The 15,627-nt window shown below is 35.0% G+C and carries 19 protein-coding genes; 15 read left to right on the plus strand and 4 right to left on the minus strand.

Going from position 1 to position 15,627, the window contains the following annotated elements; translation table 11 throughout:
- Positions 1-7: 7 nt before the first annotated feature.
- Genes R2Q59_RS10050 through R2Q59_RS10060 form a run of 3 tightly spaced genes read right to left on the minus strand, consistent with a single transcriptional unit; the run spans position 8 to position 3,051 of the window.
- Entirely contained in the window at positions 8-640 is a 633-nt protein-coding gene (locus R2Q59_RS10050) for a Uma2 family endonuclease (protein ID WP_316785408.1), read from the minus strand.
- A gap of 51 nt (positions 641-691) precedes the next feature.
- Positions 692-1,051, minus strand: a complete 360-nt coding sequence (locus R2Q59_RS10055) for a hypothetical protein (RefSeq protein ID WP_316768421.1) — start codon at positions 1,049-1,051, stop codon at positions 692-694.
- Positions 1,052-1,086: 35 nt separating this feature from the next.
- Complete coding sequence (locus R2Q59_RS10060; protein ID WP_316785409.1) at positions 1,087-3,051, minus strand: heavy metal translocating P-type ATPase; 1,965 nt, start codon at positions 3,049-3,051, stop codon at positions 1,087-1,089.
- A 257-nt stretch (positions 3,052-3,308) separates the two neighbouring features.
- Here R2Q59_RS10060 and R2Q59_RS10065 point away from each other — a divergent pair, with 257 nt between their 5' ends.
- Positions 3,309-5,345 (plus strand): M13 family metallopeptidase, encoded by a 2,037-nt coding sequence (locus R2Q59_RS10065; protein WP_316768426.1) that lies wholly within the window; start codon positions 3,309-3,311, stop codon positions 5,343-5,345.
- A 156-nt stretch (positions 5,346-5,501) separates the two neighbouring features.
- Here the strand turns inward: R2Q59_RS10065 and R2Q59_RS10070 are convergent, their stop codons facing one another.
- Complete coding sequence (locus R2Q59_RS10070) at positions 5,502-5,840, minus strand: MmcQ/YjbR family DNA-binding protein (protein WP_316785410.1); 339 nt, start codon at positions 5,838-5,840, stop codon at positions 5,502-5,504.
- A 112-nt stretch (positions 5,841-5,952) separates the two neighbouring features.
- Between R2Q59_RS10070 and mnmD the strand changes: the two genes are divergently transcribed.
- The 14 genes from mnmD (at position 5,953) to R2Q59_RS10140 (ending at position 15,552) form a co-directional block, all read left to right on the plus strand.
- Positions 5,953-6,624, plus strand: a complete 672-nt coding sequence (mnmD, locus tag R2Q59_RS10075) for a tRNA (5-methylaminomethyl-2-thiouridine)(34)-methyltransferase MnmD (RefSeq protein ID WP_316785411.1) — start codon at positions 5,953-5,955, stop codon at positions 6,622-6,624.
- Between the two features lie 94 nt (positions 6,625-6,718).
- Positions 6,719-7,831, plus strand: coding sequence for an AI-2E family transporter (locus R2Q59_RS10080; protein WP_316785412.1), 1,113 nt, complete (start codon positions 6,719-6,721; stop codon positions 7,829-7,831).
- A gap of 1 nt (position 7,832) precedes the next feature.
- Complete coding sequence (locus R2Q59_RS10085) at positions 7,833-8,138, plus strand: hypothetical protein (RefSeq protein WP_316785413.1); 306 nt, start codon at positions 7,833-7,835, stop codon at positions 8,136-8,138.
- Position 8,139: 1 nt separating this feature from the next.
- A complete protein-coding gene (gene mazG / locus R2Q59_RS10090; RefSeq protein WP_316768434.1) occupies positions 8,140-8,946 on the plus strand; it encodes a nucleoside triphosphate pyrophosphohydrolase in 807 nt (268 codons plus the stop codon).
- Between the two features lie 94 nt (positions 8,947-9,040).
- Positions 9,041-9,670: a hypothetical protein gene (locus tag R2Q59_RS10095; RefSeq protein WP_316785414.1), complete on the plus strand. Its 630-nt coding sequence runs from the start codon at positions 9,041-9,043 to the stop codon at positions 9,668-9,670.
- Between the two features lie 262 nt (positions 9,671-9,932).
- On the plus strand, positions 9,933-10,493 hold the full coding sequence (locus tag R2Q59_RS10100; RefSeq protein ID WP_316785415.1) for an RNA polymerase sigma factor: 561 nt from the start codon (positions 9,933-9,935) through the stop codon (positions 10,491-10,493).
- A gap of 4 nt (positions 10,494-10,497) precedes the next feature.
- Positions 10,498-10,791, plus strand: coding sequence for a hypothetical protein (locus tag R2Q59_RS10105; protein WP_316768442.1), 294 nt, complete (start codon positions 10,498-10,500; stop codon positions 10,789-10,791).
- 6 nt (positions 10,792-10,797) lie between these two features.
- A complete protein-coding gene (locus R2Q59_RS10110) occupies positions 10,798-11,361 on the plus strand; it encodes a Spy/CpxP family protein refolding chaperone (RefSeq protein WP_316785416.1) in 564 nt (187 codons plus the stop codon).
- A gap of 78 nt (positions 11,362-11,439) precedes the next feature.
- Positions 11,440-12,222: a YHYH protein gene (locus R2Q59_RS10115; RefSeq protein ID WP_316785417.1), complete on the plus strand. Its 783-nt coding sequence runs from the start codon at positions 11,440-11,442 to the stop codon at positions 12,220-12,222.
- The gene (locus tag R2Q59_RS10120) at positions 12,222-12,827 is read left to right on the plus strand and encodes a hypothetical protein (protein ID WP_316785418.1); all 606 of its coding nucleotides are present in this window, start codon (positions 12,222-12,224) and stop codon (positions 12,825-12,827) included. Before R2Q59_RS10115 ends, R2Q59_RS10120 begins: the two co-directional genes overlap by 1 nt.
- Complete coding sequence (locus R2Q59_RS10125) at positions 12,721-13,440, plus strand: SCO family protein (RefSeq protein WP_316785419.1); 720 nt, start codon at positions 12,721-12,723, stop codon at positions 13,438-13,440. The genes R2Q59_RS10120 and R2Q59_RS10125 overlap by 107 nt, the downstream gene beginning before the upstream one ends.
- A gap of 282 nt (positions 13,441-13,722) precedes the next feature.
- Positions 13,723-14,430: a M949_RS01915 family surface polysaccharide biosynthesis protein gene (locus R2Q59_RS10130; protein ID WP_316785420.1), complete on the plus strand. Its 708-nt coding sequence runs from the start codon at positions 13,723-13,725 to the stop codon at positions 14,428-14,430.
- Entirely contained in the window at positions 14,423-14,959 is a 537-nt protein-coding gene (locus R2Q59_RS10135; RefSeq protein WP_316785421.1) for a hypothetical protein, read from the plus strand. The genes R2Q59_RS10130 and R2Q59_RS10135 overlap by 8 nt, the downstream gene beginning before the upstream one ends.
- A 68-nt stretch (positions 14,960-15,027) precedes the next feature.
- Positions 15,028-15,552 carry a hypothetical protein gene (locus tag R2Q59_RS10140; protein WP_316785422.1) on the plus strand — a complete coding sequence of 175 codons (525 nt, stop codon included), beginning with the start codon at positions 15,028-15,030 and terminating at the stop codon, positions 15,550-15,552.
- The last annotated feature ends 75 nt before the right edge of the window (positions 15,553-15,627 follow it).

Genomic DNA, 15,627 nt, shown 5'->3' on the forward strand with positions numbered 1-15,627 from the left:
ATTATTCTCATTCTATTCCATCAAAAACATCATCCAAGTTTAAAAAAAAACCTGGCAATACAGAAGATGTAATTTCCTCGCCTAAAGTGAAAATTTTTGATGGCTGGAATTTACCAAATTCATCCAAAGTGTAAATTAAAATGTTTTGGTCGCTTTGGCTTACCACCCAATATTCTTTAACCCCAAACTCTTGATAAACCTGATATTTATGGAACAGCTCTTTTTTATTGTTTCCTGGAGATAAAATTTCAACGACAATATCTGGTGCACCAACGCAACCTTTATCATCGAGTTTACTTAAATCACAAACCACACAAATATCGGGTTGCAAAACAGTGAATATAGCTGCATCTGCTTTGCTGCTTTTTGGGAAACGAACATCGAATGGAGCACCATAAACTTTACAAGGTTTATTTTTTAAAAAATTCCCGATTGCTAAAAAAATTGATCCAAAAACTTCTTGATGAACTCGAGATGGAGCAGGACTCATTTTAAAGATTTTCCCTTTAATTAATTCCACTCTTTCATCAAAAAGCCAGTTCAAATAATGCGAATAGCTATAAGTTAACGATTCATCAACATCGTTGAAACTATAGACTTTCGTTTCAGTTAAATCTGGATATGTTTTCTCGGCAGCCATCAAACCAAATATACTAATAAACAGTTGATTAAAACCCTAATCCAAGAAAAACTACTTCTCGAGCACATTAAAATTCAGATTTTCAGGCACACCTAATCTTCGTCTTTCATCATCGAAGGATGACCCCACTAATGGTCCGATTATATTTTTTTCAAAGTTTGTTGAAATTTTATTTTTTAAAGGGATGATGTAACAATAATTAACATTCCCGTAAGTTGGTGGATGTTGTTTTACGATAATAAAGTCACTGTTCTGCCCAACACCTACAATATTTTCTTCAATTACTGTTACAGCATTTCCTTCTTCGTCTGTATATACAAGTTCTAATTTAGAAGATTCTTCTGAACTGTCAATCTCATAACCTCCGTTTAATTTTTTATCTCCACAAGCTTGTAATGTCAGAATAATCATTAACAAGAAAATTAGTTTACATAACACTTTCATATTTAAAACTTCATTTTTTGAATTCTAATAGCATTTAAAATTGCTAAAAAAGCAACGCCAACATCGGCAAAAACAGCTTCCCACATGGTAGCCAAACCACCTGCTCCTAAAATTAAAACTACAGCCTTTACCGCAAAAGCCAATCCGATGTTTTGATAAACTACACGTTTTGTTGCTTTACCGATTTTGATGGCTGTTGCAATTCGGCTTGGCTGGTCATTTTGTATCACAACATCTGCCGTTTCTATGGCAACATCGCTACCCATCGCTCCCATCGCCATTCCCAAATCGCTTAACGCTAAAACAGGAGCATCGTTAATTCCATCGCCAACAAAGGCAACTACTCTGGATTTGTCCTTTTTAATTTCTTCTAATCTACTTACCTTATCTTCTGGCAGTAAATCGCCATAGGCAAAATCAATTCCTAGTTCTCTAGCTAATTTTTCTGTGATTGCCGCTTTATCGCCGCTTAGCATCACAATCTGATTTACGCCATTTTTATGCAAATCCTGAATGGCTTGTTTTGCATCCGCTTTTACTTCATCAGCTATAATTACGTAGCCCGCATATTGATTATCAACGGCTAAAAGTACTATAGTTTCTACTTGTTCATCTAGTTCCTTAGGGTAAACAATTTTTAATTTTTTAAGTAATTTAGAATTACCTGCAGCAACATTCTTCTTCTCAATCATAGCTGTTAATCCGTGACCAGCAATTTCCTTAACCTCACTTACCTCTAATAATTTTTTATCGCCACAATGGCTAACAATAGCTTTTGCAATTGGGTGTGTAGATTTACTTTCTATAGCTGCCAACAAAGCAAAAAATTGAGTTTCATCTATTTCAGCTTTAATTTCCTTAACCTTAAAAACGCCGTGAGTTAAGGTTCCCGTTTTATCCATCACCACCGTATTAATTTTGGTAATTACATCTAGGAAACTGGAACCTTTAAATAAGATTCCGTGGGCAGAAGCAGCTCCAATACCACCAAAATAGCCTAACGGAATAGAAATAACCAAAGCACAAGGGCAAGAAATAACCAAGAAAACCAATGCTCTGTACAACCAAGTTTGAAACTGATAATCAGCTACAATAAAGTAGGGCAAAACAACCAAAGCAACGGCTAAAAAGAAAACTATGGGCGTGTAAATCTTCGCAAATTTTCTAATGAACAATTCTGTTTTCGCTTTACGTGAAGTTGCAGATTGCACCATTTCCAATATCCTCGACAAAGCACTATCTGCAAATTTTTTGGTCACTTTTAAAGTAATAACCTGGTCTAGATTTAGCATTCCAGCTAAAACAGTTTCGCCTTTCCTGATGGTTCTTGGTGTACTTTCTCCAGTTAAAGCCGCTGTGTTAAAACTTGCGGCATCATTGATGAGCTCTCCATCCAAAGGCGCTTTCTCTCCTGCTTTTAATTGAATTGTCTCTCCAATTACAACTGTTTCTGGTTTTACGGTTTCAAATTTTTCATTCCTCAAAACATTTGCAATATCTGGCCTTACATCTAATAATGCTTTAATATTCTTTTTTGCTCCTTCAACTGCGGCTCCTTGAAATAATTCGCCAACTGTATAGAATAACATCACCGCAACAGCTTCTGGATATTCTCCTAAAGCCAAAGCGCCAACAGTGGCTAAAACCATCAATAAGAATTCAGTAAAAACTTCGCCTTTAGTAATTGTTTGAAACGCTTCTTTTATAACAGGAAAAGCAACAGGAATATAGGCCAGCAAATACCAAACTATGCGAATATAACTTCTGAAAAAATCAACTCTAAAATAATCAAAAGCAATTGCGCTAAGCAATAACACCAAACTGAAAATTGCAGGCAGGTAGGTTTTAACAGAAGAAGCATCCCCATGATCATGGTCGTGACCATCTTCATCGTGGCTATGTTGAGAGTGGTTATGGCTGCAGCAACCATTGTCTTTTTTCTCGTGGAGATGTTTAGGTTTTTCCATTTCTATTTAGAATAATTCAAAATTAGCCTTTTTAGGTTACATTTTAATTTCAGCACAATAAAAGATGTTAAAATATGTTAAATAGATATTAAAAGATTCAAAATATGAAATCGTTCAGGTTATCTCTTTTTAATGGTGATATTTTTCGCAGAATTGGACTAAGTAAAATATACTACTGGTTTAACAAGTAATATTTCTATTAACTTGTTTTAATTTATCTAGTAATTCTTAATTTTCGACTTTATAAAACATAAAGTATGAAAATTCAACTCAAAAATTATTTTGCAGTTCTTGGAATTTTGGCTGTTAGCATATCGGCTAATGCGCAACAGTCTCCTAGAAAATATATTGATCCGGTTAATATGGATCTGAGCGTTAAGCCAGGAAACGATTTTTACCAATATGCAAGCGGTACCTGGATAAAAAACAATCCTGTACCAGCAAAAGAAACTCGATGGAGCTCTTTTAACGAACTTCGTGAATTTAATTCACAAGCAGTAAGAGGTTTAGTAGAAGCCGCGGCTGCAGATAAAAATGCTCCCGCAGGTTCTGTGAATAAACGTGTTGGCGATTTTTATGCCGCCGCAATGGATAGCTTAACTATCGAAAAGCTTGGCTACACTCCTATTAAGGCTGATTTGGAAAAAATTAAGCAAATCAACAGTGTGCAGGGAATGCTAGAGCACACAGCTTATATGCGTACCTCGGGCATCGGCGGCGGAATGTTTGGTTTTGGCGTTGGGCAAGACAGAAAAAATGTAACCAAATATTTAGTAAATATTTCGCAGGGCGGAACGACACTTAACGACAGGGATATTTACCTAAATGATGACCCTCGTAGTCAGAAAATTAAAGCAGCTTATAATGTTTACATGACTAAGTTATTTTCTCTTGTAGGAAATACTGAAGCTGAAGCAAAGCAAAAAGCTGAAACAGTATTTAAAATAGAGAAGGCATTAGCACAAGCTCAAATGAGTCGTATTGAGATGCGTGACCAATACAAAACCTACAACAAACTTACTGTTGCAGAGTTTAACCAGATTACGCCAAACATTAATTGGAAAACATTGATGCCGAAGTTTAAAGTTACTGGACAAGACACCGTATTAGTTAACTCTAAATCTTTCTTTGAAAAACTAGATGGTATGTTAACTTCTGTGCCATTGGCAGATTGGAAAACTTATTTGGAGTGGAACGTCTTGAAGTCTTCTGCAAATAACTTAAGTTCTCCTTTTGTTAATGCAAGTTTTGCTTTTACACAAGCACAAACTGGCCAGAAAGTTGCCACTCCACGTTGGCAACGCATGTCAGCTTTAACCGATGGTACAATTGGCGAATTATTAGGGCAGCTTTATGTGGCTAAATATTTCAAGCCAGATGCTAAAGTTAGAATGGACCAGATGATTGTAAACTTGCGCAAGGCTTTCGAGATTAGAATTAATGGTTTAGAATGGATGAGTGATGCAACTAAAAAGAAAGCTTTAGAAAAATTACACGCATTTACACCTAAAGTTGGTTACACCACCAAATGGCAAACTTATACTGGCTTAGTTATAAATAGAGGAACGTACTTCCAAAACTTACGTAACGCTGGTGTTTGGGGCTACAATGAAAACATAGGCCGATTAGGAAAACCTGTAGACCGTACTCGTTTCGGCATGACGCCTCCAACTGTAAATGCTTCTTATAGCCCAACAATGAATGAAATTGTTTTCCCAGCAGGGATTTTACAATTCCCATTCTTCGACCCGAATGCTGATGATGCTGTAAATTATGGTGGTATTGGTGCAGTAATTGGTCACGAAATGAGCCACGGTTTTGACGATACTGGTAGTCAGTACGACAAAGATGGTAACTTAAAAAATTGGTGGACTGAAGAAGACCGTGCTAAATTCAATGAAAAAACAAAAGCTTTAGGCGAGCAATTTAATGCTTACACAGTTGTAGATACCATCCATGTTTTAGGAAAACTAACAATGGGCGAAAACATTGGAGACTTAGGCGGATTAAATGCGGCTTACACAGCTTTTAAGATGACAAAACAAGGTCAAGGTAATGAAAAAATTGATGGTTTTACTCCAGACCAACGTTTCTTTTTGTCATGGGCACAAGTTTGGAGAGGAAATATTTTACCAGATGCTGCAGCTCAGTTAATTAAAACAGATCCACATTCTCCTGGTCCGTATAGAACTATTGGTGCACCTGTAAATATGGATGCTTGGTACAAAGCATTTGATGTTCAACCTGGTGATAAACTTTACAAAAAGCCAGAAGATAGAATTAGATTGTGGTAGAATTGTTAGCCACCTAAATACGTAATCGTCATTTCGACAGAGCGCAGCGACGAGAGATCTTTAAGTCATCTCCATTTTCTGAACCATCAGTTTTTGTGGTGAAAATTTAAAGATTTCTCGTCTATGAAAAATCTCGTTCGAAATGACGATTCTTTTTTACTTATACTTCTCTTGAACTCTTTTAGGCAGCTTAGCCAAAACCAATTCCCTAGAAGTTTTAACTCTTTCTTTTAACTCTTTCTCGTTTAAAACATCCAAATTCTCGATGTAAACCCATTGCTTTTTAGCCATGTGTGGCGCTTGTTTAATTCCATCACTAGCAGTTAATTCATCAAATTCTTCTGGCGTACACTTTGTAGAAAAGCTATTTCCTTCATCGATGGCGATAATGATGAACATTTTTTCTTCCACCATGAAACAAAGGTGTTCCCATTTTATCCCTTCAGTTGTTCCTGGGAAACTCAAACAATATTCTCTGAAACTTTCGATATCCATTTTTTCAAGCTAAAAGGTTAAAGTATAAAGTCCAAAGTTAGGAAAGAATCGCTAAAGGAAAATGCTAAATTTGAACCACTATCTTCAAAATCCTAAAATCCTGATACTGACTATGAATATCCTCACTAAAACTGCTGACGGTTCCAACACTTTATTTAATGAAACTGTGGGAGAACATTACCACTCCTCAAATGGGGCTTTGCAAGAGAGTAAACATGTGTTTTTAGAAGCAGGGTTAAAATTTGCCATAGCACAAAAAGATGAAAATGAAATTTCTGTCTTAGAGGTAGGCTTTGGCACTGGATTAAATTTCATTTTAAGTTTTGCGCATTGCGAAGAAAATAACATCAAACTAGATTATACAGGGATAGAAGCCTTTCCTCTTTCAAAAGAAGTAATGGAACAAACAGGTTATGAAGAATATGTTTCATCAACGGTTTGGCAGAATTTCTTTTCCAAGTACGATGATGCGTTGAATAATAAACAATCTTTATCATCTTATTGCGAACTAGAAATAGCCAATACAACTTTAGCTAACTTTAAAAGTTCAACAAAGTACGATGTGATTTATTTTGATGCTTTCTCTGTACAACACCAACCAGAAATGTGGACTGATGAAATGATTGCCCATACTTGTAGTTTTTTAAACGTAGGAGGAGTTTTTGTCAGTTATTCCATTACTGGCAACTTAAAAAGGGCAGTTAAGAGCTGTGGTTTAAAAGTAGAAAAATTACCTGGTGCTGCAGGAAAAAGAGAAATGCTTAGGGCAGTTAAACAGTCCTGAGTCGTCAGTCATCAGTCTTGAGTCTATTTCCTATTTCCAATTCTCTATTCCCCATCCCACGAAAAATCTTTTATCTTTATTGAAATTATCTACCATGAAAGAAACCGCTCTGCCATTTGTTGCCAAACTAGCTTTAGTACTGCTTTCTATTATCATGCTGGGTTACTTGGCAATCTTGGGCAAAAGCCTTTTGGCGCCATTGCTATTTTCTCTATTAATGGCTTTTTTACTTTTGCCATTTGCTAATTTTTTAGAGAGAAAATTTAAGTTCGGCAGAAGCATTGCATCTATTACAGCTGTAATTTTAATGATTGCCGTACTTTATGGGATATTCTATTTTTTAGGAAATCAGCTAGGAGAATTATGGAATGACTGGCCTTTATTAGTTAAGCAGGTTACTACCGCCTTTCATGATATACAAAGCTGGATTACAAAAACTTTTCATATCAATGGTGACAAACAAAAATCTTATTTAAGTGATGGCATAGAGAAATCATTAGCTACAAGTGCAGTTGTAATTGGCACGACGTTATTAACTCTTTCTTCAAGTTTATTATTCTTGGCGTTTACTTTATTATTTACGTTTTTCATTCTCAATTACAGAAGGTTATTGTTTAGTTTTTTAACAACAGTTTTCGCCGAGCAACACAAGACTAAGGTTACCGAAATTGTAAGCGAAATACAAAGCATCATTAGAAAATATGTATCTGGATTATTCATTCAGATGTTTATTGTAACCGTTTTAATGATTTTAGCGCTAACTTTTTTGGGCGTTAAGTATGCAATTTTATTAGGCCTTATTGCTGGCATCTTTAATATCATCCCCTATCTGGGGATTTCTACCGCTTTATTAATTAGTGCATTGATTACTTTCGCAACAGCTGGAGCCGCAAAAGCTTTATTGGTAATTTTAGTATTTGTCGGCGTTCATACCATTGATGGAAATATCTTAATGCCTTTAGTTGTCGGCTCTAAAGTTAAAATTAATGCGCTTTTTGCCTTTATTGGTATTATAGTTGGCGAAATGATTTGGGGAATTTCTGGTATGTTTTTATGCATTCCGTATTTAGCAATGCTGAAAATTATTTTCGAAAGAGTAGATGGATTACAACCTTGGGGAGCATTGCTTGGCGAAGGACATAAAATGCCTAGAAAAAGAAGGACCTACAGAATTACCAAAAAAATAAAACTCGAAGAAGCCGAATAAAATGAAAGTTGAAAAAGAAAACAGGTCGCCACATATTTTAAATACCTCTGCGAATCTATTGGGATTTTGTTTCATTGTTTTAACATCAGTTAAGATTTCAAAATTAGAAGAGTCATCTTTTATTGATGAAGGGGCTGCCCTAGCAATCATTATTTTTATGAGCAGCTGTTTACTTTCTTTTTTAGCTATGCGAAGTACAACTGTTCGTGCATCAAAAATGGAACGAGGTGCAGACGTTTTGTTTCTTGTCGGATTAATCGTTCTATTTATTACAACTATGCTTATTTCCTTTAATATCATAAAATAATATGCCTGCAAACATTCCACCTCCTGCTACCACAAGTCCAGATACCGCATTTTTAAGATTATTAACTGTTCTCGATACCTTACGCACTCAATGTCCATGGGATAAAAAACAGACAATGGAAACCTTACGCCATTTAACCATCGAAGAAACCTATGAGCTTTCTGATGCCATTTTGGAAGGCGATATGCAGGAAATTAAAAAAGAATTAGGCGATTTGATGATGCATTTGGTTTTTTACGCCCGTATTGGAAGCGAAACCAACGATTTCGATATTACCGATGTATTAAATGGTGTTTGCGATAAATTGATTAATCGCCATCCTCATATTTATGGAGATGTTGAAGTAAATGATGAAGATGACGTAAAACGGAACTGGGAAAAAATCAAGTTAAAAGAAGGAAACAAATCTGTTTTAGGTGGTGTGCCTGCTGGATTACCTGCCTTGGTTAAAGCAAGCAGAATTCAAGAAAAGGCTCGTGGCGTTGGTTTCGACTGGGATGAAAAAGAGCAAGTTTGGGCAAAGGTTGAAGAAGAATTACAAGAATTTAAGGATGAGTTTAACATCGCAGAGAACGAAAACATAGATAAGGAAAAAGCGGAAGGAGAATTTGGAGATTTGCTTTTCTCATTAGTTAATTATGCCAGGTTTATTGATATCAATCCTGAAAATGCACTAGAAAAAACCAATAAAAAATTCATTAAACGTTTTCAGTTTCTGGAAAGCAAGGCAAAAGAAAATGGCAAAGCTTTGCAGGATATGACATTAGCAGAAATGGATGTGTATTGGAATGAAGCGAAGAAATTGTAGCCCCCTCTAACCGTCACCCTGAATTTATTTCAGGGTCTTTCATACAAGCCAGATGCTGAAATAAATTCAGCATGATGAATCCATAAATACTAATATGAAACCCCAAGCCGTCATTTCCCAAAAACCCTTCAGAGTTATTCAACTTTTCAGGAACATTAATTCCTATGGGAAGGATGAAAAATCTTTTGAAGATAGAAAAGACAAAATAGCTTGGAAACCAATTAAATCTACTGCTGGTTTTGTAAAAGATAATGTCGTGCATTTGCCAGAATCGGTTTTAGAGCAGCCAAATTTTGAGCATTGCGATTTAATTTTGTTAATAGATGATAACTTCCAAACCATTCAAAATGTAGTTTATACTTCAGAGAAAAACCTTTGTTTTAGAAACAAAAGCGAAAACAAGTTCGATTTCCTACAAATCAAATTAGATGAAAAAGTAGAGCTTTATCTAAAACCTGGATATTTTGAAGTTGGCTTTCCGGAACGCAATGAATTTAAAGTTTGTGAGTTAGCTATAGCAAAACCAGTTTCCATAAAAATAAATGGTAAAAGAGATTTTTCATTAACCGGCAGAAGAGCAAGAACTTTTATAGAACAAGAATATATATTTAATTACATTGGCGATTTTACTGAAATCATAATCGAAAAAGAACCTTTCCATCCTATTATAAAAAATGTTCCGACTGAGAAAAAGGTGATAGATTTAATGAAACCGCTTTGGTAAACTCTTTTTTAAGTTTATGCAGGTGCCGTAGTTCGTGGCATAAGTTTTCGTTTATAAACCCGATTAAAATGAAAAGCCCCGATTCTTCCTCGGGCTTGTAATGTAAAGCGGGACTGATGTGGGCGAGAATTACTGGCTTTAATTTCCAAGTCTTCGACTACGCTCAGACTGACAGTCAACTATAACAATAATCTCCCCTTTTTAAATATCTTTAATAAACCGAAGGATTTTTAAAATTCATACGTCTAACATCAAATTGATATTGAACGAACAAGATTTAATTTTGCAATTAAAGAAGCGAAATGAAGCGGCGTACCATCACTTGGTAAACGCTTATCGCACCCGTGTGTTCAATACAGTTTTAAATATTTTGCAAGACGCGGAAGAGGCTGATGATACGGCACAAGAAGTTTTTATACAAGTGTATCACGCCATAGCTTCATTTAAGGGAGATAGTTCGTTAACAACTTGGTTATACAGAATTGCGGTTAGAAAAGCGTTGGACAAACTTAGACAAAGAAAAAATAGGCAGCGATTGCAAAAATTACTGCCTTGGTGGATGCCAAATGATGAAAATCCAAATCAGGTTTTTCATCACCCTGGGATTGCCTTAGAAAACAAAGAAAGAGCAGCAGAATTATTTAAAGCTATAAATGAACTGCCAGAAAAACAAAAAGTAGCTTTTACGCTAATAAAAGTTCAAGGTATAAAGTACGATGAAGCGAGTGAAATCATGCAGCAAAGTATTAAAGCCATTGAATCTTTAATATCGAGGGCTAAGCAAAATTTACAGAAACAATTACAACACTACAAAAATTCTTAATGTTATGGAACAACATAAAACACCAATAACTGACGAGTATTTAAAAAGTTTAGAAGGAATTGAAGAAGCAGAGCCAAGAGATTTTTTCTATTCAAGATTAACAAATCGATTAGCTAATGAACAAACACAAAAAGACTGGGTTTTCCCATTAAAACCTGCTTGGATGATTTGCACTTTGGCTGTTTTTCTGTTAATAAACACCATCATACTAACTCAAAAAAGTAAACCTCAAAAAACTGACGAATCTAATATTGAAGGTTTTGCCAATGCTTACGATCAAAATATTTCATCTTATTAAAAGACAATGACCTCAAATAAAAAGATTTTAACTGCCTTAGTCGTGCTTTTGCTCATTGCAAACGTGGCAACTATTGGGCTATTTTGGTTTAAAAAAGAGAATAAACCTCAACAATTAAAAGGCGGACCAGCAAAATTTATCATTAAAGAACTGGGCTTAGATAAAAGTCAGCAAGAGCAGTATTTAGTTTTGGTTGAGGAGCATCAGCAAGGTGTTCGTCCGCTTAGAGATGAAATTAAAGACGCAAAAGATGATTTTTTTAGCCTTTTAAATCAACCAAATGTTACTGAGGTTGAGAAATTGACAGCAGCAAAAATGGTAAGCGCTTCTACCGAAAAACTAGATTTATTGACTTTTAACCATTTTGCAAAAGTTAGGGCCATTTGTAACCCAGCACAGCAGAAAAAATTTGACGATATTATAAAACAAGTGATGCAGATGATGGGTGAACAACATCCAAAAGGCAGAGGACCTCATCAAGGTCCACCAATGGATGGACCACCTCATAATGGGCCACCACCACATGAAGGAACAGAAGGAAACCATCCTCCACCCCCGTCAGAAAATTAATTTTTAGTAGAGCGAAGGATTTCAAAATTAGATACGTCTAACAAGAAAACCCATTAGAAAACCAATAATATAAACGATATGAAATCCATCCGCTTTAACTCACTCATCGCTTTGTCAGCCGTTATTATTTTAGTGAGCTGCAAAAAATCTAGCACAACAGCAACACCTACTGTAACTAATCCTGTTGTAGTTACAACAGTAGGTGCAAATGTTCCAGATGTTTACAAAAAAATATACGGTGCATCTAGCATCACATCAGATGGAACTTACATCACCATAAAAACAACTGGTTTACCAGACCATAAAAGTGCTTATTACGCAACTTCAAACGCTCTTTACGAAGCATTTACAGGAACAACTTTTGGTGGTTTTGCCTTTAATAAAAACCCCAGCACTTTAGCTGCGCAAAATTATACCTTTAAAATTCCTTTAAATCCTGCAATAAATGCTGCACACGCAACAACTCCAATGGGCCCAATGGGTGTGGCTATTAATGGCATACCTTTGTATAACCAATATGCTGGTGGTGGTGCTGCTTTAAGTGGAGAAATTGTAAGTTTCGACCAAGGTTGGGGACATCCAGACCCAGGTTCACATTACCACTACCACGTTGAGCCCATCAAGTTAACAACAGCAAAAGGTTCTGATGCCTTAATGGGTTTCTTGTTAGATGGATTTCCAGTTTATGGCCCTAAAGAGAATGGTGCAACGGTGGCAACAGCAAGTTTAGATGCATACCACGGACATACAAGTGTAACTGCAGACTACCCTGCGGGCATTTATCACTACCACTTTTCTACAGATGCACCATATTTAAATGGAAATGGCTTTTACGGAACCGCAGGAACAGTAACTTATTAATGCTCAAATATAAATTCAATATTTCTTTGGTTATCGCTCTTTTTGTTTTGCATTCTTGTAAAAATGAGAAGAGTGATAACCATTTAAAAACCATTAAAAAAGTACTAACAAATTATGTAAATGCAGATAGTTGGGATTTTAAGAACGTTGCAGATACAATTTATTACAAAGACAAACTCTTTACTGGTATCCAATTTTCATTATATCCCTCTGGCGATACTTTATTTGTTAAACCTTGTTATGCTGGTTTGCAGGAAGGCATTTCTAAAACTTGGTATCCGAATAAACAGTTGGCAGAAGAGCGATTGTACATATCTGGCAAAAAAGAAGGAGTACATAAAGGTTGGTGGCCAGATGGAAAATTAAAGTTCACTTACGAATTTGATAACGATGAATTTAATGGCCTTATCAAAGAATGGTACAATACGGGAAACCCTTTTAAAGAATTCCACATGGTTAAAGGTTACGAAGAAGGCAGCCAAAAAATGTGGTGGATAAATGGAAAAACAAGAGCAAATTACATCATTAAAAACGGAAGAAGATATGGCTTACTCGGCACAAAAAACTGCATCAACGTTGCAGATAGCGTTTTTATTAGTCGTTAGCATAATTTGTTATGCTTGCCAAAGCGAAACAAAAACAGAACATTTACCATATTACAATACACCAAATTTCACACCTTTATTCATCAACAATAAGGATTCGGTTAATCTGTTGGTGCCTCATCAAATTGCAAATTTTGCTTTTAAGAATCAGAATAATCAAACCATTACCCAAAAAGATGTGGAAGGTAAAATCCATATTGCCGATTTCTTTTTTACAAGTTGTGGCAGTATTTGTCCAATAATGACAACCCACATGAAAAAGATTGATTCGGTTTATAAGGATGAAAAAGACCTTGTTTTGCTCTCTTACAGCGTTACTCCTTGGCTAGACAGTGTTAAAATTTTAAAGGATTATGCTCAAAGGTATAATGTGACCAATCCCAATTGGCATTTTTTAACAGGCAGTAAGTCTGATATTTACACCCTCGCCAGACAATCTTATTTCGCTGAAGAAGATTTAGGTTTCACCAAAGACAGCACTAACTTTTTGCATACCGAACACTTTTTATTAATAGATAAAAACAAGAGAATTAGAGGTATTTATAACGGAACACTTGAGTTAGAAATTAATCAACTGATAAAGGATATTGCCATTTTAAGAAAAGAAGATTAATTTATAACTACATAGACACATAGTTAAAACCACTCTATGTTTTTCCATTAGAAAAATATTGTCATCACTCTTCGGATAGTGAAGCCCTTCTTTCCACTTTACTTCGGGTAACCGCAAGGGTTACCCCTACGTGCTCGTTCCAATAAGGTTTATATTTTAAAGTCAGTAATTCTTCGGGAAGTTTCCTTATACAATCCCAATATATTATTCATTTCTATGTAACCTATGTATCTATGTGGTTAAATATCATTTTATATATTTGCTATAACAATTACCACATCTATGAAAAAAATATACGCCCTTTTACTGCTAAGCATTTTCGCCTCTCAAATCAATGCCCAAACAGTAACACCAAGTAGTAAAACATTATCCAAAACAGAATCCGACGAGTTTTTTACCACAGCTTTTAAAAAGAAAAACTTAATCAATTTCCCAATATTTAGAGCTTATACCTATACCGATAAAAGCGGGACCTATAATGTTGCTTTAACTGAAAGCGCCGACACGGTTAATAAGGAAAAAGATACCGTTAACTATACCATCAAAGCTTTTAACTTTAAAGTCGACAAAGCCATAACCTTAAAAAAATGGGAAATAAACGATTTTAAAACCCCAACCGTAAAAGGCAATGAAAAAGAAACTTCAATATGGTTTTGGACAAAATATTGTGAGTTTAATGATTTAGATGGCGATGGCTTAGTAGAACCAATTATTGTTTATGGAACTTTCGGTGCCAATGGTTATGACGATGGCAGAGCTAAAATCTTAATTTATTATAAAGGGTTAAAAACAGCAATCAGACACCAAAATGGCGTTTTAGATAATGAACGTAAAACCCAAGTAGATCTAACATTCTATAGCTTACCAGCAACAATACAATCTCATTTAAAAGAATTGATGGAGAAAATGGTTAAAAATAAACACGCCATCTTCCCTACTGCCTACGCTGATAAGATGGATAAAAAGGCAACTCAAATTGCAAATGAGTAAAAATTTCTTTAGGCATTTAATCATTGTAATCATCTTTTTGATAGTTGATTATGTACTGATTTGGTTTTGGGTAAAAAGTATGAATCCAGAGCCGAGTGGTTCTATCGCTTTGCTTTTCCTATTACCATTTACAGTTATTCTAAATTTGATAATAGCACTCATTCTATATATTAAAAAGAAAAAATATGTTCTCTATTTTATTATGAATGCTTTAATTTCTCCTTTTTTAATGTCTTATCTATTTAAACAGGGAATAAGCAGAAGCTTAGATAATACATATCAAGAGTGGAGTTTTAGAATTGCAGATACCACTTTTAATATCACTAGAGAGAAACAGGACAAATATTTTAGTATGACTTATAGTAATACTGAAGGAATGTCTGTCGGATTCTTAAATGGAAATTACAAGTCAGTTAAAGACGGTTATTTATTAACTACGGATTCTAACCAGTACATCATAAAAAATGATTTCCTTTTTGGCTTTAGAAAAAAAGGTGACAGTATAAAACTTACCAAAACCTTATTCTAATTTCAACCAATTAATTTTCAGTTAATTATGTATATTTAATTAACTAATTCAAACTAAAATTAATTGCAATGAAAAAATTATCGTTTCTATTTTTACTTGCCTTGTCTTTTGCTGCTTGCCAAAACAAGGAAACCACAGCTACAGCTGGTTCAAGTGCTGATACTACAAAGTATCCTTACACCATTAAAGACCCAGAAGAATGGGAAATGAACAAAGACCCGAAAAATTTATTGGCAGCTATGAACGCTGTAAAAGCTTTTGAAAATTTAGATACCGCTGCTTTAAAAGAATTTATTGGAGATAGCATTAACCTTGTGGTTGATGGTTATGAATTTAAAGGTTTAAAGGCCGAATTCATTAAATCTGCTCAAGAAGAGATGAATAAATACAAAAACATCACCATTACATTGCAAGACCGCGAATCTGTTATCAATAAAGATAAAACTGAAGAATGGGTTAGCTTATGGTACAAACAAGTTCATGAAACTAAAGATGGCAAAAAAGATAGCTTAAACTTCTTTAATGACTTAAGAATCAAAAACGGTAAGGTTATCATTTGGAGTGAGTATATTCAACATCCGATGGCTAAATAATGGTTTGTCAGTCTGAGCGTAGTCGAAGAACGATTACGCTCGAGACTGACAATAATATTTTAATTTTGTCATGCA

Origin of the sequence: Pedobacter frigiditerrae (assembly GCF_032678705.1) — a bacterium.
GTDB classification, from domain to species: domain Bacteria; phylum Bacteroidota; class Bacteroidia; order Sphingobacteriales; family Sphingobacteriaceae; genus Pedobacter; species Pedobacter frigiditerrae_A.